23 protein-coding genes and 2 tRNA genes are annotated in these 25,384 nt (G+C 71.7%); 9 read left to right on the top strand and 16 right to left on the bottom strand.

The genetic code is table 11. The features are described from left to right. Nucleotides 1–62 precede the first annotated feature (62 nt). From ACZ5VD_RS25915 to ACZ5VD_RS25930, 4 genes are all read right to left on the bottom strand, one after another. Nucleotides 63–1,145 (bottom strand): cell division initiation protein, encoded by a 1,083-nt coding sequence (locus ACZ5VD_RS25915; RefSeq protein ID WP_468683475.1) that lies wholly within the window; start codon nt 1,143–1,145, stop codon nt 63–65. A gap of 98 nt (nt 1,146–1,243) precedes the next feature. Continuing rightward, complete coding sequence (gene coaD / locus ACZ5VD_RS25920) at nt 1,244–1,723, bottom strand: pantetheine-phosphate adenylyltransferase (RefSeq protein ID WP_468548618.1); 480 nt, start codon at nt 1,721–1,723, stop codon at nt 1,244–1,246. Between the two features lie 26 nt (nt 1,724–1,749). Beyond that, the gene (gene rsmD, locus ACZ5VD_RS25925; RefSeq protein WP_468683476.1) at nt 1,750–2,334 is read right to left on the bottom strand and encodes a 16S rRNA (guanine(966)-N(2))-methyltransferase RsmD; all 585 of its coding nucleotides are present in this window, start codon (nt 2,332–2,334) and stop codon (nt 1,750–1,752) included. Nucleotides 2,335–2,504: 170 nt separating this feature from the next. Continuing rightward, nucleotides 2,505–5,747, bottom strand: coding sequence for a helicase-related protein (locus ACZ5VD_RS25930; protein WP_468683478.1), 3,243 nt, complete (start codon nt 5,745–5,747; stop codon nt 2,505–2,507). Between the two features lie 167 nt (nt 5,748–5,914). Between ACZ5VD_RS25930 and ACZ5VD_RS25935 the strand changes: the two genes are divergently transcribed. Together ACZ5VD_RS25935 and ACZ5VD_RS25940 are read left to right on the top strand one after the other, a co-directional pair. After that, nucleotides 5,915–7,750, top strand: coding sequence for an HSP90 family protein (locus ACZ5VD_RS25935; protein ID WP_468548621.1), 1,836 nt, complete (start codon nt 5,915–5,917; stop codon nt 7,748–7,750). After that, the gene (locus tag ACZ5VD_RS25940) at nt 7,750–10,797 is read left to right on the top strand and encodes a tetratricopeptide repeat protein (protein ID WP_468683479.1); all 3,048 of its coding nucleotides are present in this window, start codon (nt 7,750–7,752) and stop codon (nt 10,795–10,797) included. The genes ACZ5VD_RS25935 and ACZ5VD_RS25940 overlap by 1 nt, the downstream gene beginning before the upstream one ends. A 41-nt stretch (nt 10,798–10,838) precedes the next feature. Here ACZ5VD_RS25940 and ACZ5VD_RS25945 read toward each other — a convergent pair whose 3' ends face one another. Next, nucleotides 10,839–12,572, bottom strand: a complete 1,734-nt coding sequence (locus ACZ5VD_RS25945; protein WP_468548623.1) for a DAK2 domain-containing protein — start codon at nt 12,570–12,572, stop codon at nt 10,839–10,841. Between the two features lie 278 nt (nt 12,573–12,850). Between ACZ5VD_RS25945 and rpmB the strand changes: the two genes are divergently transcribed. After that, nucleotides 12,851–13,036 (top strand): 50S ribosomal protein L28, encoded by a 186-nt coding sequence (gene rpmB / locus ACZ5VD_RS25950; protein WP_003973430.1) that lies wholly within the window; start codon nt 12,851–12,853, stop codon nt 13,034–13,036. A 146-nt stretch (nt 13,037–13,182) separates the two neighbouring features. Here rpmB and thiD read toward each other — a convergent pair whose 3' ends face one another. Together thiD and ACZ5VD_RS25960 are read right to left on the bottom strand one after the other, a co-directional pair. Then, the gene (gene thiD, locus ACZ5VD_RS25955; protein ID WP_468683480.1) at nt 13,183–13,980 is read right to left on the bottom strand and encodes a bifunctional hydroxymethylpyrimidine kinase/phosphomethylpyrimidine kinase; all 798 of its coding nucleotides are present in this window, start codon (nt 13,978–13,980) and stop codon (nt 13,183–13,185) included. Beyond that, nucleotides 13,977–14,942 carry a thiamine-phosphate kinase gene (locus tag ACZ5VD_RS25960; protein ID WP_468548625.1) on the bottom strand — a complete coding sequence of 322 codons (966 nt, stop codon included), beginning with the start codon at nt 14,940–14,942 and terminating at the stop codon, nt 13,977–13,979. The genes thiD and ACZ5VD_RS25960 overlap by 4 nt, the downstream gene beginning before the upstream one ends. A gap of 230 nt (nt 14,943–15,172) precedes the next feature. Here ACZ5VD_RS25960 and ACZ5VD_RS25965 point away from each other — a divergent pair, with 230 nt between their 5' ends. Next, the gene (locus ACZ5VD_RS25965) at nt 15,173–15,406 is read left to right on the top strand and encodes an Lrp/AsnC family transcriptional regulator (RefSeq protein WP_468548626.1); all 234 of its coding nucleotides are present in this window, start codon (nt 15,173–15,175) and stop codon (nt 15,404–15,406) included. A gap of 20 nt (nt 15,407–15,426) precedes the next feature. Beyond that, nucleotides 15,427–15,915, top strand: coding sequence for a DUF3515 domain-containing protein (locus ACZ5VD_RS25970; protein WP_468683482.1), 489 nt, complete (start codon nt 15,427–15,429; stop codon nt 15,913–15,915). A gap of 15 nt (nt 15,916–15,930) precedes the next feature. Here the strand turns inward: ACZ5VD_RS25970 and ACZ5VD_RS25975 are convergent, their stop codons facing one another. Genes ACZ5VD_RS25975 through ACZ5VD_RS25985 form a run of 3 tightly spaced genes read right to left on the bottom strand, consistent with a single transcriptional unit; the run spans nt 15,931 to nt 18,931 of the window. Further along, nucleotides 15,931–17,088 carry a D-alanine--D-alanine ligase family protein gene (locus ACZ5VD_RS25975; protein WP_468683483.1) on the bottom strand — a complete coding sequence of 386 codons (1,158 nt, stop codon included), beginning with the start codon at nt 17,086–17,088 and terminating at the stop codon, nt 15,931–15,933. A gap of 59 nt (nt 17,089–17,147) precedes the next feature. Then, complete coding sequence (locus ACZ5VD_RS25980) at nt 17,148–18,158, bottom strand: NAD(P)H-dependent glycerol-3-phosphate dehydrogenase (RefSeq protein WP_468548629.1); 1,011 nt, start codon at nt 18,156–18,158, stop codon at nt 17,148–17,150. Next, complete coding sequence (locus tag ACZ5VD_RS25985; RefSeq protein WP_468548630.1) at nt 18,155–18,931, bottom strand: lysophospholipid acyltransferase family protein; 777 nt, start codon at nt 18,929–18,931, stop codon at nt 18,155–18,157. Before ACZ5VD_RS25985 ends, ACZ5VD_RS25980 begins: the two co-directional genes overlap by 4 nt. A 154-nt stretch (nt 18,932–19,085) precedes the next feature. On the opposite strand from ACZ5VD_RS25985, the gene cofC reads away from it, so the two are divergent. Together cofC and ACZ5VD_RS25995 are read left to right on the top strand one after the other, a co-directional pair. Beyond that, nucleotides 19,086–19,724: a 2-phospho-L-lactate guanylyltransferase gene (gene cofC / locus ACZ5VD_RS25990; RefSeq protein ID WP_468683484.1), complete on the top strand. Its 639-nt coding sequence runs from the start codon at nt 19,086–19,088 to the stop codon at nt 19,722–19,724. Nucleotides 19,725–19,733: 9 nt separating this feature from the next. Beyond that, nucleotides 19,734–19,937, top strand: a complete 204-nt coding sequence (locus ACZ5VD_RS25995) for a hypothetical protein (protein ID WP_468548632.1) — start codon at nt 19,734–19,736, stop codon at nt 19,935–19,937. Between the two features lie 101 nt (nt 19,938–20,038). Here the strand turns inward: ACZ5VD_RS25995 and ACZ5VD_RS26000 are convergent, their stop codons facing one another. The 4 genes from ACZ5VD_RS26000 to leuC all read right to left on the bottom strand — a co-directional run bounded on the left by ACZ5VD_RS26000 (nt 20,039) and on the right by leuC (nt 23,367). Then, entirely contained in the window at nt 20,039–20,692 is a 654-nt protein-coding gene (locus tag ACZ5VD_RS26000) for an HU family DNA-binding protein (protein WP_468548633.1), read from the bottom strand. 137 nt (nt 20,693–20,829) lie between these two features. Further along, on the bottom strand, nt 20,830–21,060 hold the full coding sequence (locus ACZ5VD_RS26005) for an SCO5555 family protein (RefSeq protein WP_468548634.1): 231 nt from the start codon (nt 21,058–21,060) through the stop codon (nt 20,830–20,832). Between the two features lie 277 nt (nt 21,061–21,337). Continuing rightward, nucleotides 21,338–21,931: a 3-isopropylmalate dehydratase small subunit gene (gene leuD / locus ACZ5VD_RS26010; RefSeq protein ID WP_468548635.1), complete on the bottom strand. Its 594-nt coding sequence runs from the start codon at nt 21,929–21,931 to the stop codon at nt 21,338–21,340. A 5-nt stretch (nt 21,932–21,936) separates the two neighbouring features. Then, on the bottom strand, nt 21,937–23,367 hold the full coding sequence (leuC, locus tag ACZ5VD_RS26015; protein WP_468548636.1) for a 3-isopropylmalate dehydratase large subunit: 1,431 nt from the start codon (nt 23,365–23,367) through the stop codon (nt 21,937–21,939). A 195-nt stretch (nt 23,368–23,562) separates the two neighbouring features. On the opposite strand from leuC, the gene ndgR reads away from it, so the two are divergent. Both ndgR and ACZ5VD_RS26025 read left to right on the top strand, forming a co-directional pair. Then, nucleotides 23,563–24,279: an IclR family transcriptional regulator NdgR gene (gene ndgR, locus ACZ5VD_RS26020; RefSeq protein WP_355867791.1), complete on the top strand. Its 717-nt coding sequence runs from the start codon at nt 23,563–23,565 to the stop codon at nt 24,277–24,279. A 235-nt stretch (nt 24,280–24,514) separates the two neighbouring features. Beyond that, nucleotides 24,515–24,733 carry a MerR family transcriptional regulator gene (locus ACZ5VD_RS26025; protein ID WP_468683485.1) on the top strand — a complete coding sequence of 73 codons (219 nt, stop codon included), beginning with the start codon at nt 24,515–24,517 and terminating at the stop codon, nt 24,731–24,733. A gap of 381 nt (nt 24,734–25,114) precedes the next feature. On the opposite strand, the gene ACZ5VD_RS26030 is transcribed toward ACZ5VD_RS26025, so the two are convergent. Together ACZ5VD_RS26030 and ACZ5VD_RS26035 are read right to left on the bottom strand one after the other, a co-directional pair. Beyond that, nucleotides 25,115–25,187: transfer RNA gene (locus ACZ5VD_RS26030), tRNA-Glu, on the bottom strand. A 120-nt stretch (nt 25,188–25,307) separates the two neighbouring features. Further along, nucleotides 25,308–25,380: transfer RNA gene (locus ACZ5VD_RS26035), tRNA-Glu, on the bottom strand. Nucleotides 25,381–25,384: the final 4 nt, after the last annotated feature.

Below are 25,384 nucleotides of genomic sequence, written 5' to 3' on the forward strand. Positions count from 1 at the left end.
CTTTCGCTCACGGCCCAATCCGGTGTGCGCTCCCGGCCACCGCCCCCTGCGGAGGCGGCCGGTCAGCCGTTTCCGCGTCCCTGTTCGTAGGCCCGCAGCTGCTCCGCGCTGATCATGCCGGTGTCGAAGAGGCTGGTCTCGTCGAGGGCGGGCATCTGCTGCTGCTCGGGGTAGCCCTGCTGGGCCTGCTGGGCCTGCTGGGCCTGCTGCGGGTCGTAGGCGGGCTGCTGGGCGTCGTAGCCCTGGTAGGCGTACGGATCGGCCTGCTGGTAGCCGTAGGCGTCCTGCTGGCCGCCGTACTGCTGCTGGTAGCCGCCGTAGGGATCGACCGCGGGCTGCTGCTGGTAGCCGTAGGCCGGCTGCATGGTCTGCTGGTCGTACGGCTGCTGCTCGGCGGGGACGGCCTGGGCGGACTGGTTGTCGGCCTCCGCGAGGGCGGTGAGGTCGGCCAGGTAGTCGGCGTCGCTGGAGTGCTGGACCGTGGAGAGGTCGTCGCCGAGGGCGCCGAGGTCGTCGGAGGCGATCCGGCCGTGCAGCTTCTGGCGGCCCCGGCCGACGGCCTCCAGGGTCTTGGCGAGGACGGCCTCGAAGGCGCCGAGCTTGACGTCGACGTACTCGTCGGCGGACCGGCGCAGGGTCTCCGGGTCGTGGCTGCGCTCGGGGGCGTCCTCGTCCTCGTAGCCCTGCTCGTCGACGCCGGGTCCGGTGCCGAGGAGCTTCTCGCGGCCGCGGCCCACCGAGCCGAGGGTCTTGGTGAGGACGACCTCGAAGTTGGCGAGCTTGGAGTCGACGTAGTCGTCGGCCTCCGCGCGGACGTCCTCGGCCTCCTTGCCCGCCTCGGCGAGGATGCGGTCGGCCTCGGCCTGGGAGCGGCGGGCGATCTCCGTGTCGGAGATCAGGGAGCCGCGCTCGGCGTGCGCCTGCCCGACGATCCGCTCGGCCTCCAGACGGGCCTGCTCGACCATCTGCTCACGGTCGCCGATCAGCTCCTGGGCCTGCGCGAGGGAGCCGGGCAGGGCCTGGCGCACCTCTTCGAGCATCGAGAGCAGCTCGGCGCGGTTGACCACGCACGAGGCCGACATGGGCATCGACCGGGCACCCGAGACCGAGGCGACGATCTCGTCGAGCTTCTTCTGCACGTCCACCTGTGCTCGCCACTCTCTACAGCTGTGTTGGAGACGGACGGGACGACTGTACGGCCAGCGGGTGGCGGACCGACACCGCCTGACGAACCGTCAGCCCCTCAGGCCTTCTTGAGGCGCTCGGTCAGTTCCCCGAAGACCACCGGCGGCACCAGGTGGGAGACGTCTCCGCCCCAGGTCGCGACTTCCTTGACCAGGGAGGACGACAGGAAGCTGTACGTCGGGTTGGTCGGCACGAAGAGCGTCTCGACGCCCGAGAGGCCGATGTTCATCTGGGCCATCTGCAGCTCGTAGTCGAAGTCGCTCACCGCGCGCAGGCCCTTGACGATGGCCGGAATGTCACGCTGCTTGCAGAAGTCGACGAGGAGGCCGTGGAAGGCCTCGACGCGGACGTTCTCGTACTCGGTGGTGACCTGGCGGATCAGGTCGATCCGCTCGTCGACCTCGAAGAGGCCCTTCTTGGATTTGTTGATCATGACCGCGACATAGACCTCGTCGTACAGACGGGAGGCGCGGGAAATGATGTCCAGGTGTCCGTTGGTGATCGGGTCGAACGACCCGGGACAGACGGCGCGGCGCACTTGAGATCCCTCGCTCTCCGGTCCGGTCATCGTGCGTCTTCGCACGTAGAGGCGGCGCGACCGTACCAAAACGTTCCCTCGCCGTAGCGACGGGCCCGGATCGCGTCGAAACCGTCCGGCCACCCGAATGCGCCACCTCTGGTGCTGCGCTCCACGGTGACGAGGGCATCGGTCGCGAGCCAGCCCTCCGTGCGGAGTGTGAGCAGGATCTCCCGAAGATCGTCGTCCGTGACGGCGTACGGCGGGTCCAGGAAGACGAGGTCGTACGGCTGTGGCGGCGGCGTCTGGATCACCTGCTGGGCCTTGCCCGCGACGACCTCGGCGCCGGGGAGGCCGAGGCTCTTCACGTTCTCCCGGATGATGCGGGCCGCTCGCGCGTCGGCCTCGACGAGCAGGGTGTGGCCGGCGCCGCGGGACAGCGCCTCCAGGCCCACGGCGCCCGAGCCGGCGTACAGGTCGAGGACGCGTTCGCCTTCCAGGGGGCCGCCGAGGAGGGACCGCCAGGTGGAGAAGAGTCCCTCGCGCGCACGGTCGGAGGTGGGGCGGGTGCCGGTCCCTGGCGGGACGGCCAGGCGACGTCCGCCGGCCGTGCCGGCGATCACGCGGGTCATCTGGGGTCCTTGTTCGGCGGAGTTCGGCGGACGGTTACGGATTCAGTCTGGCAGGCGGAGGTAAGGGGCGCTCGATCGGCGTCGGCGGGTGCGGGTCCGCCGTGGCCGGTCGCGCCCACACGGCGGAGCCGCACGGGGACACGGCCCCGCACCCCGGTCCGGCGCCGCTCTCACCCCTTGTCCAGGTACTGCTCCCGCTCCTCGTCCAGGAGGGCGTCCAGGGCCGTGCGCAGGGCCGGGAGGCGGGTGAGGTCCGGGTCGGCCGCCACCACCGCCGTCGCTTCCTCCCTCGCCTCCGTGATGATCTCCTCGTCCTCGATGACGGCGAGCATCCGGAGGCTGGTGCGGGCGCCGGACTGGGCCTGGCCGAGGACGTCGCCCTCGCGGCGTTGTTCGAGGTCGATGCGGGAGAGTTCGAAGCCGTCGAGGGTGGCGGCCACGGCGTTCAGCCGCTGTCGGGCCGGGCTCGCCTCCGGCATCTCGGTGACCAGCAGACACAGGCCCGCGGCCGAGCCACGGCCCACCCGGCCGCGCAGCTGGTGGAGCTGGGAGACACCGAAGCGGTCCGCGTCCATGATCACCATCGCGGTGGCGTTGGGGACGTTCACGCCGACCTCGATGACCGTGGTGGCGACCAGGACGTCGGTCTCCCCGGCGGCGAACCGGCGCATCACCGCGTCCTTGTCGTCCGGGTGCATACGGCCGTGCAGGACCTCCACCTTGAGACCGGTGAGCGGCCCCTTGGCGAGGTGGTCGGCAATGTCGAGGACGGCGAGGGGCGGGCGCCTCTCGGCCTCGTCCTCGGCGGACTTCTTCTTGCCGGCCTTCCCGGGGGCGCCTGGTTCGTCGGCATCGTCGCCGATCCGGGGGCAGACGACGTATCCCTGATGGCCGTTCTCGACCTCCTCGCGGACCCGGTCCCAGGCCCGCGCGAGGAAGTGGGGCTTGTCGGCGGCCGGGACGACATGGCTGGCGATCGGCGAGCGGCCGGCCGGGAGCTGGTCGAGGACGGAGGTCTCCAGGTCGCCGAAGACGGTCATGGCGACCGTACGCGGAATGGGGGTGGCGGTCATGACGAGCAGGTGGGGCGGCTGCTTGCCCTTGCCGCGCAGGGCGTCGCGCTGCTCCACGCCGAAGCGGTGCTGTTCGTCGACCACGACCAGACCGAGGTCGTGGAACTGCACCTTGTCCTCGATGAGCGCGTGGGTGCCGATCACCAGCCCGGCCTCTCCGGTCACCAGGTCGAGCAACGCCTGCCGTCGGGCGGCGACCCCCATGGACCCGGTGAGCAGCACCACCTTGGTGGCCCGCTCGGCGCCGCCCAGCATCCCGCCCTCGGCCAGCTCGCCCATCATCTCGACGATCGACCGATGGTGCTGCTGGGCGAGGACCTCGGTGGGCGCGAGCATGGCGGCCTGGCCGCCCGCGTCGACGACGGCGAGCATCGCGCGCAGGGCCACCATGGTGTTGTGGGTGACCGTGAAGTGGTCGGTGACATAGGCGTGGCTCGGATGGGCCACGCTGATGCACTGGACCGGCTTGCGCCCCACGTACTCGACCGCGCGGATCCCCCGGCGGAAGGTGTCGTCCTCCGGTCGCGGGCGTACCCGTTCCGCTTTCCGTGTGAGCTGGAAAGGGGCGTACGCGTCAGGCAGGGCAACCGAGACGTGGAAGGCGGCCTCCACCGGCAGGACCCGCGCCCGGCCTCCCAGCGACCGCACGAGCCAGGCGACGTCGTCCGCGAGACGGCCCGAAGCCGAGCGGAGCGAGATGTCCAGCCCGTCCGGGCCGATGGTGCCGGCGGTGTCCAGAAGGCCCTGCAGCAGAGCGAGACGGTTCTTGACCGTCGTGTTCTTGAACCGGTCGGGAAGGAACGTGTCGTGCGATGTCCTCCCCCACAGGTCCATGTCGCGCAGGGTCTGGGTCACGGAAGGGCGAACGCCTCCGGCACCTGGTGCCGGCTGCACCGTGAAGTCACCGCTCGAACCCTTCACCGGAACCAGGTGCCAGTCGGGCGCGAGCGTCGTCCCGACGGCCTCACGGATCTCGTCGTCGATCGTGGACAGGCGCAGGTCGTGCCGGAACGAACCGGCCCCCAGCAGGAGGCCCAGGAGGTACGGATCGAGCGGTACCCCTGAGTCACCTCCGAGATCGACAGGTGTCGCTGCCGGGATGTACCACTTCGGGGAGCCGTCGGGCCCGATCGTGTCGAGACGGATCTCCCGGGTCGTCATGACCTCGGGAGCCCGGCCCCGGTGCCACCCGCGACGCGTGCCGACGATCCAGAGGTGCTCGTCGTCGCACTCCACGGAACTTCCGTCGGACAGCACCAGCCGCCAGACATCACGTTCTCCCTGCGGGAACACACCGTCGACCGGCGCGATCTCCCCGCTCGGTACGACGACCTCGTCCCCCACGCCCATCTCTCCCATCCGGCGGAAGCCGGAGGGTGTGAGCACCAGCGAGTCGAGGGGTTGCGCCTTGCCCGAGCCGACCTCGCCCTGGAGCAGCCGGTGCATCGGGTGGTCCGTGGCCAGGTCGTCGAAGATCTCCTTGGAGACCTTCTGCTGGCCCTCGGTGAGGGTGAAGGGAAGGCGGGCGTCGAAGGCCGTGAGGAGGCCGTCGGGGGCGGGTCTGCGGGGGACCGCGGGGAGTTGGGCGTCGGCGTGGCGGCGGCGGGCGAGGGCGACCTGGAGGACGAAGGCCTCGTCCCACTTGAGGCGGGAGCGGGCGTCCTCGATGTCCGCGTCGGTGTGCGGGCGGTGGATCTTGAGGAGTGCCTCGGGCAGGGGGACGAGTCCGCGGCCCTCGCGGAGCGAGTCCGGGAGCGGGTCCAGGGCCTCCTGGGCGCTCGGCAGGACGGTCTGGATCGCCTTGCCGATCTTCCAGGACTCCAGCTTGGCCGTGGCGGGGTAGATCGGGATGAGGGCGCCGGCCCAGGTGTCGACGGCGTCGTCGCTGTCGCCTCGCAGCAACTCGTATGCCGGATGGGCCAGTTGGAGGCGGCGGTTGAAGACGGAGACCTTGCCCGCGAACAGTGCCCGGGTGCCCGGCAGGAGTTCCTTGTGGGGCTTGTGAACGCCGTGGCCGAAGAAGACCAGCTGGAGGCGGCCGTTGCCGTCCGTGATGGTCACTTCGAGGCGCTGGCCCTTGCCCCGCGGGGCCTTGGCGGAGGCGAAGGTGTGCAGGCGGGCGTCGGCGACCTGGGCGACCACGGTGACGTGCTCGTCCATGGGGAGGTCGGCGAGGTGGGTGAGCCTGCCCCGCTCCTCGTATCTGCGCGGGTAGTGGTGCAGGAGGTCGCCGACGGTGTGCAGGCCGAGGTGCTCGGCCATCACCTTCGCGGTGGCGGGGCCGAGCACTGACTTCAACGGGTGTTTCAGGGGTTCTTCCAGCGCGGGCACGAGATCCATTGCACACCACGCCACTGACATTGCCGTAAACGTACCGGGAAACCCCTGGTCAGACGGCTGGTTGGGGCTCTAGGATGACGCGCCCACGGCACTCCCCCGCGGTCACCTCCTCACATGGGGCCGCCCGACCCCGCGCCGTCGTCCGTCCCCCCACCGGCGCAGCGACGATGGACTCCCAGACCTCACAGCCCTCTTCGGCATCCCCGTCACCCCAGTCACCTCACACGTTCCAGGTCGACCTGCGCGGTCTGGTGGACCTGCTCTCCCATCACCTCTACTCCAGCCCCAAGGTCTACCTGCGCGAACTGCTGCAGAACGCGGTGGACGCGATCACCGCCCGACGGGCCGAGGAGCCGGACGCCCCTGCCCGGGTGCGGCTGTACGCCGAGGACGGGTCCCTGCGGGTCGAGGACTCCGGGATCGGGCTCACCGAGGCGGACGTGCACACCCTGCTGGCCACCATCGGGCGCAGTTCCAAGCGCGCCGACGGGCTCCAGGAGGCCCGCTCCGACTTCCTCGGGCAGTTCGGCATCGGGCTGCTCGCCTGTTTCGTGGTCGCCGAGCGGATCCGGGTGGTGAGTCGCAGCGCGCGTACGCCGGATGCCCCGCCCGTGGAGTGGACGGCGAGCGACGACGGGTCGTACACCGTGCGGACCCTGCCGGACGAGGCCCGCCCGGAACCGGGCACCACCGTGTACCTGGTGGCGCGGGCGGGCACCGGGGAGTGGCTGTCCGCCGAGCGGGTCCTCGCGCTGGCACGGGACTTCGGTTCGCTGCTGCCCTACGACGTGCGGGTGGGCGACGAGGCGGTCACCGACCTGCCCGCGCCCTGGGACCGGGTCTGTCCGAGCCCCGCCACCCGAAGGGTGGCCCTGGCACGGCACTGCTACGACCTGTTCGGGTTCAATCCGCTGGACTCGATCGACCTGGACGTGCCGGTCGCCGGGATCCGCGGGGTGGCGTACGTCCTGCCGTCGGCGGTCAGTCCGGCCCGGCGGGCGGGTCATCGCGTGCATCTGAAGGGCATGCTGCTGACCGAGCGCGGCGAACAGCTGCTGCCGGACTGGGCGTTCTTCGTGCGCTGTGTCCTGGACACGGACAGCCTGCGGCCCACGGCCTCGCGCGAGTCGCTGTACGAGGACGAGACGCTGGCGGCCGTGCGGGAGGCCCTGGGCGAGCGGATCCGGTCCTGGCTGACGGGTCTGGCGGCCGGTGATCCGGAGCGGCTGGCGGCCTTCCTGTCGGTGCACCACCTGGGCGTGAAGTCGCTGGCCCGCCACGACCGGGAGATGCTGCGCACGATGCTGCCGTGGCTGCCCTTCGAGACGACCGACGGGCAACTGTCCCTGGAGGAGTTCGCACAACGGCACCCGGTGGTGCACTTCACCCGGACCGTCGAGGAGTACCGGCAGGTCGCGCCGATCGCCTCCGCGCAGGGCGTCGGCGTGATCAACGGCGGCTACACGTACGACAGCGAGCTGATCGAGGCGCTGCCCTCGGTACGGCCGGGGACGGTGGTCGCCGAGCTGGACGCGGACACCGTGACCGCCCATCTGGACGCCGTCGATCCGGCCGAGGAACTGGCCCTGGCGGGCTTCCTGGCGGCCGCGCGGGCCAAGCTCGACCCGCTGGGCTGTGACGTCGTGCTGCGCGCCTTCCACCCGCTCTCGGTGCCCGCGCTGCACCTGGACGACCGGGCGGCCCGGCACGAGCAGGCCCGGGCGGACGCCGAGGAGCGGGCCGACGACCTGTGGGCGGGCATCCTCGGCTCGTTGCGGGGCGGCGCCCCGCGCGCGCGGCTGGTGCTCAACCACCTCAACCCGCTGATCCGGCGGATCGGTTCGCTCGGCGACCCGGAACTGATCGGCACCGCCACGGAGTCCCTGTACGGGCAGGCACTGCTGAGGGCGCAGCGGCCGCTCAGGCCGGCGGACTCGGCGCTGCTGAACCGGGCGTTCATCGGCCTCCTGGAATGGGCCACCCACGGCGAGGACGGTCACTGATGAGTGAGATCACGGACTTCGACGAACTGCGCCGGTCGATGGCGGAGAACGCCGAGCAGCCGGAGGGAGCGGCCCGCAACGCGCGCGCGGAGCTGCTGCTCGCCGAGGCGGAGAAACTGCACGTCCCGCTCGCGGTGATCGAGGCGCTCGGGCACCAGCTGAAGGTCTACAACTACAGCTCCGAGAAGGCCAAGATGTTCGTCCCCTTCGCGCGGCTGCTGCGCATGTGGGACGAGCGGCCCGAGGACTTCGACGAGTACGAGACGCACTCCCTGCACTGGGTCTTCAAGTGGATGTCGGCCGGCATGCTCGACCAGCCGCACGTCCCGCTGGCCTCCGTCGAGAAGTGGCTCGGCGAGATGGAGCACCGCTACCGGCTGGCCGGGCACTCCGAACGGGCGGTGCGCGGCGCCGAACACAGCGTGGCGGCGCACATCGGGGACGTCACCCGCGCGGAGCGGGCGTACACCGCGTGGCTGGCGGCCGACCGGGACACCATGGCCGACTGCCACGCCTGCGAGCTGCACGGGCAGGGCTGGTGGCAGGTCGAGCGGGGGCGGGACGCGGAGGCGCTGGAGTTGTGGGCGCCCGTCCTGGAGGGCGCGTACACCTGCGCCCACGAGCCGCACACGGTGCTCGCCTCGTCCCTGGCGCCCCTGCTGCGGCTCGGCCGTGCGGAGGAGGCGCGCGCCAACCATCTGCGGGGCTTCCGGCTCGTGCGGGCCATGGAGAGCATGCGCGGCGCCTACGCGGACCATGTCGAGTTCTGCGCGCTGTCCGGCAACGAGGCGCGTGGTCTGGAGCTGCTCGCGGAGCGGCCGGCGTACTTCACCGACGACGGGCAGCCGCGCAGCGGGCTGGACTTCATGACCGTGGTCGCCCTGCTCATGGATCGGCTGACCGAGCTCGGGCTCGGCGACCAGCCGGTGCCCGGGCCCCCCGACCGGGCGTGGAGCGCGCGCGAACTGGCCGCCCACGCGCGCGGGCAGGCCCTCACGCTGGCCGCCCGCTTCGACGAGCGCAACGGCACGGGGCACGTCGGCGAGCGGGCACGCGCACGGATGGCGCAACGGCCGCTGGTGGAGCGGCTGCCCCTGGGGGTGCGGTCGGCCCGCGCGGTCTCCTCGCATCCGGTGGCGCCGCCGGTGCCCGGCCCGCCGGAGGAACCCGGCCTGGCCACCCTGCTCGCCGAGGCACGGCGACTGTCGGACACCCTGCGGCCCAACGCCGTCGAGGCCTGGGCGGCCGTCGCGCGCGCCGCGGAAGGTGTCGAACTGGACGCCCGCGACCGGGCGGAGATCGCCGACCACGAGGCGATGGACCGCGGCCCCGAGGGCATCGGCCTCTTCGCGCGGGCCGCCGAGCTGTACACGGAGGCGGGCGACCCCGGGGAGGCCCTGGCGGCCCACACCCGCGCGGCCTACGTACGCGCCCTCACGGGTCACGTGGACGAGGCGCTGACGGCGGTCGCGGAGCCCTACGACCAGGTCCTCGCCCTGTACGCCGAGGACGGCACGGGCGTACGGCAGACGGCGGCGGTGCTGATGGGGCGGGCCCGGATCCTGATGCGGCGGGTGCAGGAGGTCGTCGAGTCGCAGGAGGCGGCGACCCCGGTGAACGGCCCTCCGGCCGCCGGCGGTTCCTCCGTGGGCTCGGTGTTCGCCGAGGCCGAGGTGGCCGCGCGGGAGGTGCTGGCGCTCGTCGAGGGACGCACGGGGGACGACGTACGGCTCGCCTCGCGGGCTGCCGAGGCGCAGGCCATGCTCGCCGAACTGGCCGCGCACAGCGGGGACGTGGAGGTGGCCGCGGAGCTGTTCGCGCGGGCCGCGGGGGCGTTCGTGGACGCGGGGCTGCCGTGGTTCGCGGTCGAGTACGAGGCCCGGTTGGCCGGGCTCGCCCACCACCTCGGCGACCTGGCCGAGACGGAGCGGGCGTTGCGGGCCGCCCTGGAGCACGGCGGGCCGCACCTGGAGGCGACCGGCCGGGCCCGGCTGCACCTCCAGCTCGCCGAGGTCGTCGGCGGCAAGGGGCTGGCGGAGGAGGCGGCCGAACACGCTCTGGAGGCGGCGCACTGGGCCGACGAGGCCGGCGAGGGCCCGACCCTCGGCGCCTGGGCCCGGCAGCAGCTCGGCGGGTTCCTGCTGCGGCTGGAGCGCTGGGCCGAGGCCGCGGAGGTGCTGGAGTCGGCGCTGCCCGACCTGGACGCCGAGACGCACGGCGACGGCGCGATCGTGCAGACGCAGTGGTGGCTCGGCGACTGTCTGAGCGAGCTGGGCGAGCACCGCGCGGCCGCCGAGCGGCGGCTCCAGGCGGCCGAGACCGCCCGGCACTGGCCCGAGCAGCACGACCACGCGACCCTCGCGCACCTCGCCGCCGAGTCCCTCGGGCACGCGGGTCTGCACGCCGAGGCGGACCGGTCCTACGCGCGCGCGGGCGACCTGTGGCGCTCGCTCGGCAACGTCCACGGTCTCGTCCGCTCGCTGCGCGCCCGCGCGTGGCTGGCGCTGCGTCCGGAGGAAGGGCCCGAGAAGGCACGGGAGTTGATGGCGGGCGCGGTCCGGGAGTGCGAGGCAGCGCTCGGCCCCGAGGTCACCGACGAGGACGCCCGGCGGCGGCTCGTCGCCGAACTCGGCCACACCCGGCGCCAGTTCGGTGACCTGCTGGCCCGCTCCGCCGCCGAGGACGCCGAGGACGACTCGATCCGGGCCGTCCTGGAGGATTCCCTGGCCCAGGTGGCCGAGGCCATCGTGCTGTTCGCCTCCCTGGGCGCCGACGGCCTGCACAGCAGGACCGGCGCCGAGCTCACCGCGGGCTGGCTGGAGGCCGACCTGAGCCGCCCCGCCCGGGCGGCGACCCGCGCGCGTGCGGTGCTCTCGGCATACGGCGCCACCACGGCCGTGCAGGACTCCCAGGAAAGCCGGGACAGCCGGGACAGCCAGGACCACGACCACGACAACGAGGACGAGGTGACGGCGGCCCGCCTGGCCGAGGCCCGGCAGCTGCTCCAGGTCACGGAGGAGCAGGCGGACGAACACCGCGCCGACTAGGGCCCGTCCGGCGGATCGGGTCGCAGGACAGGCCCTGAGGCCTACTCGACCCCGATGAGCAGCAGGGCCCCTTGTCGCCCGCCCCGGTACACCACCGTGTCGACGGCCAGGTACGACTCGCGTACCCGCGCTTCGAGGTACTCGGCGGCCGAGTCGGGGGCCTCGTCGCCCAGGACCAGGGTGACCAGTTCACCGCCGGCCGAGAGCATGCGGTCGAGGACCGCTTCGGCGGTGACCGTGACGTCCTCCCCGATGACGGCCACATCGCCGTCGATGAGGCCGAGGACGTCACCGGCCTGGCAGATGCCGGCCATGGTCCAGGACTGGCGTTCGGCGAGGACGACCTCGGCGTACCGGGTGGCCCCCGCCGCCGAGGTCATCGTCACGACGTCCTCGTCGAAGCGGCGGTCCGGCTCGTGCACGGCGAGCGCGGCGATGCCCTGGACCGCGGAGCGCGTCGGGATGAGGGCCACCCGGATGCCCTCCGTGCGGGCCTGCTCGGCCGCCGCGGCGGCGGTGTGGCGCAGCTCCGCGTCGTTGGGCAGCAGCACCACCTCGCGCGCGTGGGCCCGCCGTACGGCCTCGACGAGCTCCCCGCTCGCGGGCGGCTCCCCGGGGCGCGCGAGCACGGTGGTGGCGCCCGCCTCCGTGTACAGCCCGGCCAGCCCCTCCCCGGGCACGACGGCCACGACGGCCCGCTGGGCGCGTTCCCGGGGCGGCCGCTCGGCACCGGTGGTGTGCACGTCGCCGAGCGCGAAGTGGGTGATGCGGATCCGGTGGGGCCGCCCGGCCTCGACGCCCGCCTCCACGGCGGCTCCCGCGTCGTCGACGTGCACATGGACGTTCCACAGTCCGTCGCCGCCGACCACGACGAGGGAGTCCCCGAGGGCGTCGAGCCGTAGCCGCAGGCGCGCGACGGCCGTGTCGTCGGCCTCCAGCAGGTAGATCACCTCGAAGGCGGGCCCGCCTTCCTGCGGGCCGGCGTCCGCGCAGTCCTCGGGTTCCGGATCGGCGTCACCGCCCGGTCCCACCCGATCGTCAGCCGCGTCCACCCGCCCGGCACCGGCCTCCCCGCGCGCGTGCGGCGCGGTCCCGGAGGGCGCCGGCCCCGGTGTCTCCCCGGTGAACGTCTCCGCCAGCGCCCCGAGGACCGCCACCAGCCCGCGCCCGCCCGCGTCGACCACCCCGGCACGCTCCAGGACGGCCAGCTGGCCGGGGGTCGCGGCGAGGGCGGCGAGGGCCCCCTCGTAGGCCGCGCGGGCCACCGTCGCGCAGTCGCCCTCGACTGCGGCGGCGGAGTCGGCGGCGGCCGAGGCGACGGTGAGGACCGTGCCCTCGACGGGACGGGCCACGGCCTGGCGGGCGGAGTCGGCCGCGTGCCGCAGGGCCAGTGCCAGGCCCCCGCCGTCGGTGTGAGGGGCCTCACCCTCGGCGGCGAGCACCTGGGCCATGCCGCGGAGCAGTTGCGCGAGGATCGTCCCCGAGTTGCCCCGCGCGCCTATCAGCGCGCCGTGGGCCATCGCCCGTACGGCGTCGGCCGAGGTCGGCCGCCCGGCGGTCGGCAGGCCCGCCTCGTGGCCCGCGAACACCGCCTCGACGGCCGCGACCGCCGACTCGACGGTGAGATAGAGGTTGGTGCCGGTGTCCCCGTCCGCCACGGGGTAGACGTTGATCGCGTCGATCTCCTCGCGCGCCCGCCCCAGCGCCCGGAGCGCGAGACCGCACCAGGTGCGCACCGCGAGAGCATCGAAGAATGTCTGCGGCACCTGCGCCACCTGCGCCTCCTTGAAGCCGGACGTGGGAGGCAGCGTAGACCTCGGGGCGGTGTCCACCGGAAGCCGGGAGGGTGCCCACCGGGGTGAGGGCCTGGAGCGAGGCCCTGAGCAGCCATGGTAGTTTCGTTCTACTGGCGCGGTCGTTGTATGCTGCTCCGGTTGCCCGATCCACATCGGGCCATCCCCCTGGCACCGCCACTCAGATCTCTGATCCTGCGATCTCGATCCCGGCATGCCGGGATCCACCGTAAGTGCATCTGAAGTCTTTGGAGTGACCCGTGGCTGCCAACTGCGACGTCTGCGGCAAGGGGCCGGGCTTCGGCAACAACATCTCGCACTCGCACCGCCGTACGTCCCGCCGCTGGAACCCGAACATCCAGCGTGTACGTACCGTGGTGAGCGGGACGCCGAAGCGCGTGAACGCTTGCACCTCGTGCATCAAGGCCGGCAAGGTCTCGCGCTGACGTATAGCTAAGCGCGCGGCCACTGCTGGTTCGCTGCTCAGAGCCGGTCCACCTCGTGTGGACCGGCTTTTTGCACGTCCACGGCCGACCGCACGTCTGCGGACGGCCGCACGCCTGCGCCCGGCCGTCCGTTCGTCCGCCCGCGTTCAGTCGGCCGGCCGGAAGGTCCAGCCGTGGTCCACCGGCCCGATCCCCCCGCCGAGCGCGAACCCGGCCGCGATGGCCCCGGTGACGTACTCCTTGGCCGCCACCGCCGCCTCCGGTACGGACCGCCCCCGCGCGAGGTGGGAGGCGATGGCCGACGCCAGGGTGCAGCCCGTGCCGTGCGTGTGCCGGTTGTCGTGGCGCGGCGCCCGCAGCCAGTGCTCCTCGGAGCCGTCGGTGAGCAGATCGACGGCGTCACCGGCGAGATGGCCGCCCTTGACGAGCACCCAGCGCGGTCCGTGCGACAGCACGGCCGCCGCGGCCCGCCGCAGATCGCCCTCCGACTCGACCCGCACCCCCGTGAGTTGGGCCACTTCGTCGAGGTTCGGGGTGGCGACGGTCGCGACCGGCAGCAGCTTCGTCCGTACGGAGTCGAGGGCGGACGCGGCGAGCAGCGCGTCCCCGTGCTTGGAGACACCGACCGGGTCGATCACGGCCGGTACGTCCGTGGAGCCGATCAACTCGGCCACGGCCTCGACGAGTTCGGCCGAGGCGAGCATGCCGGTCTTGACCGCCTGGACGCCGATGTCGTCGACCACGCTGCGGTACTGGGCCCGTACGGCCGCCACCGGAAGCTCCCAGGCGCCCTGCACCCCGAGGGAGTTCTGCGCGGTGACGGCCGTGATGACGCTCATGCCGTGCACGCCCAGCGCGAGCATGGTCTTCAGGTCGGCCTGGACGCCCGCACCCCCGCCGGAGTCGGAGCCCGCGACCGTGAGCACCCGTGGCGGCGCGCTCATGACTCGATGTCCCCGAAGTGGTCCCAGCCGCCCTTCTTGGTCCACGGGGCCCCGTCGACCGTCACCTGGGGCAGCGCCGACGGGTTGAGCACCTCGCCGATGACCTTCCAGCGGGCCGGCAGTTTCACGTCCGGCGGGAAGGTCGCCACGATGGCGTGGTCCTCTCCCCCGGTGAGCACCCACTGCATGGGGTCGACGCCGACGGCCTGCCCGATGTCGTTCATCTGGGAGGGGATGTCGATCGCGCCGGAGCGGACGTCGATGCGGACCTTGCTGGCCTCGGCGATGTGCCCGAGGTCGGCGATCAGCCCGTCGCTCACGTCGCACATCGCGGTCGCGCCGAGCCCGGCGGCGGCCGGGCCCGCGTGGTACGGCGGCTCGGGGCGCCGGTGCGCCTCCACGAAGGCGCGGGGCGAGCGGAAGCCGCGGGAGAGCACCGCGAACCCGGCCGCGGACCAGCCCAGCCAGCCGGTCACCGCGACGATGTCGCCGGGCTGGGCGCCGCCCCGGGTGACGGGCTCGTGGTTGCGGAGGTCGCCGAGCGCGGTGATCGACACCATGATCGTGTCGCCGCGGACGACGTCACCGCCGACCACGGAGGCACCCGCGACCTGGCACTCGTCGCGCAGGCCGTCCATCATCTCGGTCGGCCAGGTCACCGGCAGCTCGGCGGGGACGACCAGGCCGAGCAGCAGCGCGGTCGGGACGGCGCCCATCGCGGCGATGTCCGCGAGGTTCTGCGCGGCGGCCTTGCGGCCGACGTCGTAGGCCGTGGACCAGTCCCGGCGGAAGTGCCGTCCCTCCAGGAGGATGTCGGTGCTCGCCACGACCCTGCGGTCGGGCGCGGCCACCACGGCGGCGTCGTCGCCGGGGCCGACCCGGACCGCCGGGGTGGTGGTGAGACGGGAGGTGAGCTCCCTGATGAGCCCGAACTCACCGAGCTCACCAACAGTGCCCTTCATTGCCCTTACGCCCCTTCTGTACCTGTCTGTGCCCGGTCGCGCGTCACCAGTGTCCTCGATACGGTCGAGGGACCGTCGTCCTCGCTACGGTCGAGGACCGTCCGCTTCTGTCGTGCCTGCATCCCGGCGCGCAAGCCCTGCTCGCCGCAGGTCTCCCCGCGGCGAGCGGCGACGCGATACCGTGGCGTTCCTTTTCCCCACATGATCCTCGTGGCCGCCCTGGAGGTTCCGTGGTACAGGCGTACATCCTGATCCAGACCGAGGTCGGCAAGGCGTCGACCGTCGCCGAGACGATCGGCAAGATTCCTGGGGTTCTCCAGGCCGAGGACGTGACCGGACCGTACGACGTGATCGTGCGCGCCCAAGCGGACACGGTCGACGACCTCGGCCGCATGGTGGTCGCGAAAGTCCAGCAGGTGGACGGCATCACCCGCACCCTGACCTGCCCGGTCGTACATCTGTAGCCCCCGTCTACCCTTGGCCGGTGAACTTCTTCCGTCACCGGCACCGCCATCCCGTCGGGCCCGCGCTCGTCCTGCTGATCACGGTCGCGGGCTGCTCCTCAGCAGACGACAGTGCGACGACGGCGGTTCCCCGTCCGGGCACGAAGGTCACGAAACTCTGCCGAGAACTGGACGAGGCGCTCCCGTCCGGGATCGACGGCCGGGACCGCCGGGATCCCGAGCCCTCGTCCGCACTCACCGCGGGCTGGGGGAACCCGGCGATCATACTGCGCTGCGGGGTCCCCAGGCCTGCCGCGATGAACGATCCGAACGCGGACGGGGTCGATGTGGACGGCGTGGGCTGGCTGTTGGAGGAACAGGACAGCGGGGCCTTCCGGTTCACGACGACCCTGCGTAAGGCGTATGTCGAGGTGACGATCCCGAAGGACCGCACCGCCGACGGGATGGCCCCGCTGGTCGACCTGGCGGCGGCGGTCAAGAAGGCGATCCCCGAAGGGATCGCCGACTAGACCGTCGTACGTCGGTCAGCGCAGGCCGGTCGAGCGCCGCAGCGCCGCCTGGATCAGCCGGTCCACCAGCTCCGGGTAACCGATCCCGGTCGCCTGCCACATCTGCGGGTACATCGAGATCGGCGTGAAGCCGGGCATCGTGTTGATCTCGTTGATCACGAACTCCCCGTCCTCGGTGAGGAAGAAGTCCGCGCGGACCAGCCCCTCGCAGGAGGCCGCGTCGAAGGCCTCCACCGCGAGCCGCCGCACCTCGGCCGTCTCCTCGGGTGTCAGCGGCGCGGGCACGAGGCCGGGCGTCGAGTCGATGTACTTCGCCTCGAAGTCGTAGTACGCGTGCGCGTCCGGCGGCGGGATCTCGGCCGGTACGGAGGCCCGCGGGCCGTCCTCGAACTCCAGCACCCCGCACTCGATCTCGCGGCCCCGCAGCGCCGCCTCCACGAGGATCTTCGGGTCGTGCCGCCGGGCCTCGGCGATCGCCTCGTCGAGCCCGGACAGGTCGTCGACCTTGGTGATGCCGATCGACGAACCCGCGCGCGCGGGCTTCACGAACAGCGGCCAGCCGTGCTCGCCGGCGAGGTCGACGATCTTCTTGCGGGCGGCGGACTCCTCGCGCTCCCACTCGCGCGGCCGGATCACCACGTACGGGCCCACCTTGAGCCCGAAGGAGGTGAACACCCGCTTCATGTACTCCTTGTCCTGGCCGACGGCCGAGGCGAGCACACCCGAGCCCACGTACGGCACACCGGACAGCTCCAGGAGTCCCTGAAGGGTGCCGTCCTCGCCGTACGGGCCGTGCAGCACCGGGAAGACGACGTCGATCTCACCGAGCGCCTTGGGCACCGATCCCAGTTCGCTGTAGACGACTTCGCGGTTGGCGGGGTCGACGGGGAGCACCACGCCGCCCTCGTTCGACTCGGCGAGCTCCTCGACGTCGGGCGTACGGCGTTCGGTGATCGCCATGCGTTCGGGTGCGTCGGCGGTGAGCACCCACCGGCCTTCCCTGGTGATGCCGATCGGCAGGACGTCGTACTTCGTCCGGTCGATGGCCCGCAGTACGGCGCCGGCGGTGACCGCGGAGATCCCGTGTTCGGAGCTGCGCCCGCCGAACACGACGGCCACGCGCGGCTTGCGAGGCGGCTGCTCAGGGTTCTGGGGGAGGTTCTGGGTGCTCATATCGCGTTGAGGGTACCCGTTGGTAGGGCCGTGATACAGCGTGCCATCGGGGGCGTCGCTCAGCGTCGTTCGGGCTTCGCGCTGCGCGACATCAGCTCCTTGAGGGCGACCACGGGAGGCTTGCCCTCGTGGACGATTCCCACGACCGTCTCGGTGATGGGCATGTCGACGCCGTGCCTGCGGGCCAGATCCAGCACGGACTCACAGGACTTGACGCCCTCCGCGGTCTGCCGGGTGACCGCGATGGTCTCCTGGAGGGTCATGCCCTTGCCGAGGTTGGTGCCGAAGGTGTGGTTGCGGGACAGCGGCGAGGAACAGGTCGCCACCAGGTCGCCGAGCCCGGCGAGTCCGGCGAACGTCAGCGGGTCGGCGCCCATCGAGAGGCCGAGCCGGGTCGTCTCCGCGAGGCCACGGGTGATGAGCGAGCCCTTGGCGTTGTCGCCCAGGCCCATGCCGTCCGCGATGCCGACGGCGAGGCCGATGACGTTCTTGACCGCGCCGCCGAGTTCGCAGCCGACGACGTCCGTGTTGGTGTACGGGCGGAAGTACGGTGTGTGGCAGGCGGTCTGGAGCCGCTGGGCGACGGCCTCGTCGGTGCACGCGACCACGGACGCGGCGGGCATCCGGGCGGCGATCTCCCGCGCGAGGTTGGGTCCGGTGACCACGGCGATGCGGTGCTGCCCCACCTTGGCGACGTCCTCGACGACCTCGCTCATCCGCATGGCGGAACCGAGTTCGACGCCCTTCATCAGCGAGACGAGGACGGTGTCGGGCGCCAGCAGGGGTGTCCAGTCGGCGAGGTTGGCGCGCAGTGTCTGCGAGGGGATCGCGAGGACGGTGAAGTCGGCGTCGCGTGCGGCCTCGGCGGCGTCCGTCGTCGCCCGCAGGTTCTCCGGGAGTTGCACACCGGGGAGGTAGTCCGGGTTCGTGCGGGTGGAGTTGACGGCTTCGGCGAGGTCGGCGCGGCGGCCCCACAGGGTCACCTCGCAGCCCGCGTCGGCGAGGACCGTGCCGAAGGCGGTGCCCCAGGATCCGGTGCCGAAGACGGCCGCCTTGACGGACTTGCTCACGTGCCCTGCCCTTCTTCCAGTTCGACCTTGCGCTGCGTCTGTGCCCGGGTGCGGTGCCGCTGCTCGATCCGCTCGCGGCGCGGGTCGTAGGGCGTGGTGGGCGCCTTCTCGCCCCGGATCTCCTCCAGATGGCGGGTGACGGCGGCCATGATGACCTCGGTCGCCTCCTTCAGGAGGTCCGGGGTCATCTCCTTGTCGTAGAAGCGGGACAGGTCCACGGGCGGTCCCGCGAGCACGCGGTGCGTCTTGCGCGGCAGGAGGTCGAGCTTCCTGGCGTACGGCGGCAGCACCTCGTTGGCGCCCCACTGGGCGACCGGGATCACCGGGCACCTGGTCTGCAGGGCGACCCGGGCGGCGCCGGTCTTGCCGGTCATCGGCCAGCCGTCGGGGTCGCGGGTGATGGTGCCCTCGGGGTAGAAGGCGACGCACTCACCGCGGTCCACGGCGTCGATCGCGGCGCGGAAGGCGCTGAGCGCGTCCGTGCTCTCGCGGTAGACGGGGATCTGTCCGGTACCGCGCATCGCGGCGCCGACGAATCCCTTGCGGAAAAGAGCGCTCTTCGCCAGGAATCTCGGAACGCGACCGGTGTTGTACTGGAAGTGCCCGTAGGCGAAGGGATCGATGTGCGAATTGTGGTTCACCGCGGTGATAAACCCGCCCTCGACCGGAATGTGCTCCATTCCGCGCCAGTCCCGCTTGATCAGAACCACCAGCGGCGGTTTGCAGAGGACCGCTGCGAAGCGGTACCAGAACCCGATTCTCCGGCGGGGCACGCGGACACCTTCCTCTAGGGCCTGGGGGCCGCACAAGTGTCGCCCCAGGCCGACGGTCTGTCGAGAACACCGTACGCCCCGGCTCCACGACCGCCAGATGGCCCTGGTGACGGCTGAGTGACAATGGCCGTGAGAAGAGAGGGACGAATCGCTCGTGCAGTGGACCTTGGTCATACCCCTGAAACCTCTGGCGCGAGCCAAGAGCAGGCTCTCCGACACCGCCCACGACGGACTGCGTCCGGGCCTCGCCCTCGCCTTCGCCCAGGACACCGTCGCGGCGGCGCTGGCCTGCCCCTCGGTGAAGGATGTGGCAGTCGTCACGGGAGACGCCCTGGCCGGCCGGGAGCTGGGCGCACTGGGCGCCCACATCGTCCCCGACGAGCCGGACGGCGGCCTGAACGCCGCTCTGACACATGCGGCGGCCGTCGTGCGCCACCTGCGCCCCGAAAGCGCCGTGGCCGCCCTGAACGCCGATCTGCCGGCCCTGCGTCCACTGGAATTGGCCCGGGTCCTCGACGCGGCCGCGGAATTCCCGCGCGCTTTTCTCCCGGACGCCGCGGCAATCGGCACCACGGTGCTGGCCGCCCGGGCGGGCATGGAATTGCGGCCCGCCTTCGGCACGGATTCCCGGGCCCGCCACAGCGCGTCCGGCGCCGTGGAACTCGCACTCGACGCGGTGGATTCCGTGCGCCAGGACGTGGACACCGGCGCCGATCTGCGCGCCGCGCTCGCGCTGGGGGTGGGCCCCAGGACGGCGGCGGCGGCCGCGCCGCTGTCGATCTCCGGGCAGTAGGCTGCCGCCATGCAGGCGACCGCATACACGTACGACCCCGACAGCCGCAGCGGGCAGGTACTTCTCGACGACGGCACTCCGGTGCCGTTCGACGCGCCGGCGTTCGACGCGGGCGGCCTCAGGCTGCTGCGCCCCGGACAGCGGGTGCGCATCGAGACGGAGGGCGAGGGCGGGGCCCGCCGGATCACCCTGGTGACGCTCCAGACCTTCTGAACGCCCCCGGAAGGCCGCCTCGGTGGCTTCCGGCCCCCTGAACACGCCGCGGGCCGGACTCCGTACGGAGTCCGGCCCGGCGCGTGAGTGCCCTGCTGCCCTTACCTCTTGCGGGCGGTGGCCTTCTTGGCGGTGGTGGTGCGAGCCGTCGACTTCTTGGCGGGGGCCTTCTTGGCCGTCGCCTTCTTCGCCGGGGCCTTCTTCGCGGTCGCCTTCTTGGCGGTGGTCTTCTTCGCGGCGGTGGACTTGGCCGTCGCCGTGGTCTTCTTCGCGGGCGCCTTCTTCGCCGTGGCCTTCTTGGCGGTGGCCGTGGTCTTCTTGGCCGTCGTCTTCTTCGCCGTGGCCTTCTTGGCGGCGGCCGTGGCCTTCTTCGCCGGGGCGGCCTTCTTCGCGACGGCCTTCTTGACCGTTGCGGAAGCACCGCCGGTCAGGCTGCCCTTGGGGGCCTTCTTGACGGCGACGTCGTTCTTCGGGAGCTTCTTCGAGCCGCTCACCAGGTCCTTGAAGCCCTGACCCGCGCGGAAGCGCGGCACGGAGGTCTTCTTGACCCGAACCCGCTCGCCCGTCTGGGGGTTGCGGGCGTAACGGGCCGGACGGTCCACCTTCTCGAACGAGCCGAACCCGGTGACCGAGACCCGGTCTCCCGCGACGGTGGCACGGACGATGGCGTCCAGGACCGCGTCCACCGCCTCGGCGGCCTGCTGACGGCCACCCATCTTGTCGGCAATCGTTTCTACGAGCTGCGCCTTGTTCACGTCTTCCCCTTCGGAGACATTGCCAGAACGAAAGTGTTCAAGCTTTTTCGCACGTTAGGCAGATATATACCGCAAATCAAACACGAAACGGGCTTATCACCCGTGCGCCGCAACGAACTCGGCTGTTCTGGACTCGTTCAGCGTTCCTCTTCGGGGAATCGACCCGCGTCGAGGTCCGCCACGAACCGCTCCAGACGCCTTGTCGCATCGGCGAGATCGTGCTTGGCCGCGGCCGTAATGACCAGCAGCTTCCGGGCCAGCGCCATCCGTACGCCCTCCGGGACTTGCAGTGCGCGCACTCTTGTGTGCGCTTCCTTGAGTTGGTCCGCGACTGCCGCATAGAGCTTGAGTTGGCCGTCGTGTTCCATGCACAGATTGTGCCATCTGGGGCGAGTTGTCGCCTGCTCAGGGGGCAACTGCCGCCTCGAACGGCCTCCCGGGCACCGGTCGGAGCCGCGGTCACCATCTTCGCGTACCCCCACAACAACCCCCCTAACGTGGGAAGTTGAGACGGCGTGGCGCGGCGGGCAGGGCCGTTCGGGTGCAGACACAGCCGTACCCCCGATCGGGCTGATCGGGGGTACGGCGGGGGTGTCGCGGTGGCCGAAACTCGACCTGTTCAGTTGCGCCGGGTGGGTTCCGGGGTCAGTTCTGGAGCGTCCTCGGCTTGTACGAGGGGCGCTTGGCCTCGTACGCGGCGATGTCGGCCTCGTTCTGCAGGGTGATGGAGATGTCGTCCAGCCCGTTCAGCAGCCGCCAACGGGCGTTCTCGTCGAGCTCGAAGGAGGCGGTGATGCCCTCGGCGCGCACCTCGCGGGCCTCCAGGTCGACCGTGATCTCGGCCTGCGGGTCCTGCTCCGCGAGTTCCTGCAGCGCGTCCACGACCTTCTGCTCCAGAACCACGGTGAGCAGGCCGTTCTTGAGCGAGTTGCCGCGGAAGATGTCGGCGAAGCGGGACGAGATGACCGCCTTGAAGCCGTAGTTCTGCAGCGCCCAGACGGCGTGCTCACGAGAGGAGCCGGTGCCGAAGTCGGGGCCGGCGACCAGGACCGTGGCACCCTTGCGCTCGGGCTGGTTGAGGATGAATTTCTCGTCCTTGCGCCAGGCCTCGAACAGCCCGTCCTCGAACCCGTCCCTGGTCACCTTCTTGAGCCAGTGAGCAGGGATGATCTGGTCGGTGTCGACGTTGGAGCGGCGCAGCGGGACGGCCCGGCCGGTGTGCGTGGTGAATGCTTCCATGACTCTCAGACTCCAGCGGGCGTACGGGTCTCGGCGTCGGACAGGTCGGCCGGGGAGGCCAGGTGGCCCAGGACCGCCGTCGCGGCCGCGACCTGCGGCGACACCAGGTGCGTACGACCGCCCTTGCCCTGCCGGCCCTCGAAGTTGCGGTTGGAGGTGGACGCGGAGCGCTCGCCCGGGGCCAGCTGGTCCGGGTTCATGCCCAGACACATCGAGCAGCCCGCGTGCCGCCACTCGGCGCCGGCCTCCTTGAAGACGACGTCCAGGCCCTCGGAAACGGCCTGCAGACCGACCCGCGCGGAGCCGGGCACGACCAGCATCCGTACGCCGTCGGCGACTTTGCGGTCCTTCACGATCTCGGCGGCGGCCCGCAGGTCCTCGATGCGACCGTTGGTGCACGAACCTACGAAGACGGTGTCCACCTTGATGGTGCGCAGCGGCTGCCCGGCCTCCAACCCCATGTACTCCAGGGCCTTTTCGGCGGCGAAGCGCTCCGAAGCGTCTTCGTAGGAGGCGGGGTCGGGGACGTCCGCCGAAAGCGGCGCGCCCTGGCCGGGGTTGGTGCCCCAGGTGACGAACGGCGACAGTTCGGCGGCCTCGATGAAGACCTCGGCGTCGAACTCGGCGTCCGCGTCCGTCCGCAGCGTCTTCCAGTACGCGACGGCCGCGTCCCAGTCCTCGCCCTTGGGGGCGTGCGGGCGGCCCTCGATGTAGTCGAAGGTGGTCTGGTCGGGGGCGATCATGCCCGCCCGGGCACCGGCCTCGATCGACATGTTGCAGATGGTCATCCGGGCCTCCATCGAGAGCTTCTCGATGGCGGAGCCGCGGTATTCCAGGACGTAGCCCTGGCCGCCGCCGGTGCCGATGCGGGCGATGATCGCCAGGATCAGGTCCTTGGCGGTGACGCCGTCGGGCAGTTCGCCGTTGACGGTGATGGCCATGGTCTTGGGACGGACCAGCGGCAGCGTCTGGGTGGCCAGCACGTGCTCGACCTGGGAGGTGCCGATACCGAAGGCCAGACCGCCGAAGGCGCCGTGCGTGGAGGTGTGGGAGTCGCCGCAGACGACCGTCATGCCCGGCTGGGTCAGACCCAGCTGCGGGCCCACCACGTGGACGACACCCTGCTCGACGTCGCCCAGCGGGTGCAGCCGGACGCCGAAATCGGCGGCGTTCTTGCGCAGCGTCTCCAGCTGGATCCGGGAGACCGGGTCCGCGATCGGCTTGTCGATGTCGAGGGTCGGGGTGTTGTGGTCCTCGGTGGCGATGGTCAGGTCGAGCCGGCGCACCGGGCGACCGCCCTTGCGGAGGCCGTCGAAGGCCTGCGGGCTGGTCACCTCGTGCAGCAGGTGCAGATCGATGAAGAGGAGGTCGGGCTCGCCCTCGGCGCGCCGGACGACGTGGTCGTCCCAGACCTTCTCCGCGAGTGTCCTACCCATCGCTTTCCCTCCGGCCGGAAAAGGTGCCCCGGCCCAACTAGAGATCTTGAGGATGCGGCGCCCGCGCCCCTGTTCCCGGATGTCCCGGACGACCGCCGCCGGCCCGTTGGTCTGCGGGCCGTGTGTCTTCCAGAGTGGCGCGTTCCACGGAAAATTGAACTTGCGTTTCACAGAGTGAGACGCGAGTATCGTTTCATGGACAACAGTAGCGGCGTCGGCGTTCTGGACAAGGCGGCCCTTGTTCTGAGCGCTCTGGAGTCCGGTCCGGCCACCCTCGCGGGTCTGGTCGCGGCCACCGGACTGGCACGACCCACGGCCCACCGGCTGGCCGTGGCCCTGGAGCACCACCGCATGGTGGCGCGGGACATGCAGGGCCGGTTCATTCTCGGCCCCCGCCTCGCCGAGCTGGCCGCGGCCGCCGGCGAGGACCGCCTGCTCGCCACGGCGGGCCCGGTGCTCACCCATGTCCGGGACATCACGGGCGAGAGCGCGCAGCTCTACCGCCGCCAGGGCGACATGCGTATCTGCGTCGCCGCGGCCGAGCGCCTCTCGGGCCTGCGGGACACGGTCCCGGTCGGCTCGACGCTCACGATGAAGGCCGGCTCCTCGGCGCAGATCCTCATGGCCTGGGAGGAGCCGGAGCGCCTGCACCGAGGCCTGCAGGGCGCCCGCTTCACGGCCACCGCGCTCTCCGGCGTACGGCGCCGGGGCTGGGCCCAGTCCATCGGCGAGCGCGAGCCGGGCGTGGCCTCCGTCTCCGCGCCGGTCCGTGGCCCGTCCAACCGCGTGGTGGCCGCCGTGTCGGTCTCCGGCCCCATCGAGCGCCTGACGCGCCACCCGGGCCGGATGCACGCCCAGGCGGTCATCGACGCCGCCGGCCGTCTCTCCGAGGCCCTGCGCCGCACCGGCTGACCTCCTTCCCCGAGGAGGGGACATCGGACATCAGTGAAGGAGGGCCTGCCTCAACGCCGCGGCAGGCCCTCTTTCACGCCCCCGATCCCCCTCAGGTGGTCTCCCCGCCGCTTTCCCGCCCGCGGCCGAGCGGCGCGCGAACCGCCGCGAGGCCGAAGGGTGGCATGTCGAAGTGGATCGACTCGTACACGACCCCTCGGGCACGACGTGGGCCGGCTTGCGGAACATCGGCAGCATGACCGGCGGCCACTGGTGCATCGCCCAGAGGTGGTTGACCCGCAGACCGATCAGCACGACCGCGGCCGAGTACGACGACGAGCGTCTGCGCCGGCTGCTGCTGGCGCGCTCGATGATCCAGGTCGGCCGGGTCCCGGTGGCGACGGTCCGCGAGGTGCTCCGGCACGTCGACGACGACTCCCTGGGCCGTACGGTCCGGCTGGGCCCAGCCCTGTAGGCGCTGCCGCGGGTTCCGGAGCCGGACGGCTGACGACGCGTTCGTCCGGGCCGCGCAGGGCGAGAGGGATCAACCGCTTCGGCCGCCGGACTGGTCGAACGCCCAGCCCCTGGTCACGATCCCCCCGCCCACCGGTCGCTCGCGGTGACGGTGGCCGCGCTCCGCCGGCTCGGCCACGTGTGGAGGCCCGAACTGCTGCTGTCCTACGCCCGGTTGACGCACCAGGCGGCGGTCCTCGCCCCGGACCTCCTGGAGACGCACCCCCCGGAGACCGAGAAGGCCGAGATCGCGGTGCTGGGAGCAGTACTGGTCGAGCCGTACGGCGTCCAGGTCCGGGAACGCCGAAAGCCCTCCACCGAAGTGGAGGGCTTTCGTCTCGTGTACCCCCGACCGGATTCGAACCGGCGCTACCGCCTTGAGAGGGCGGCGTGCTAGGCCGCTACACAACGGGGGCCTGCGCACTGCGTTTCCGCAGATCAGAGCTGGTCTACCTGGACTCGAACCAAGAATGACGGTACCAGAAACCGTAGTGTTGCCGATTACACCATAGACCAATGCGATGTAAAGAAATGCGTACCCCCGACCGGATTCGAACCGGCGCTACCGCCTTGAGAGGGCGGCGTGCTAGGCCGCTACACAACGGGGGCCCTA

This window comes from Streptomyces sp. NPDC032822 (genome assembly GCF_055578825.1).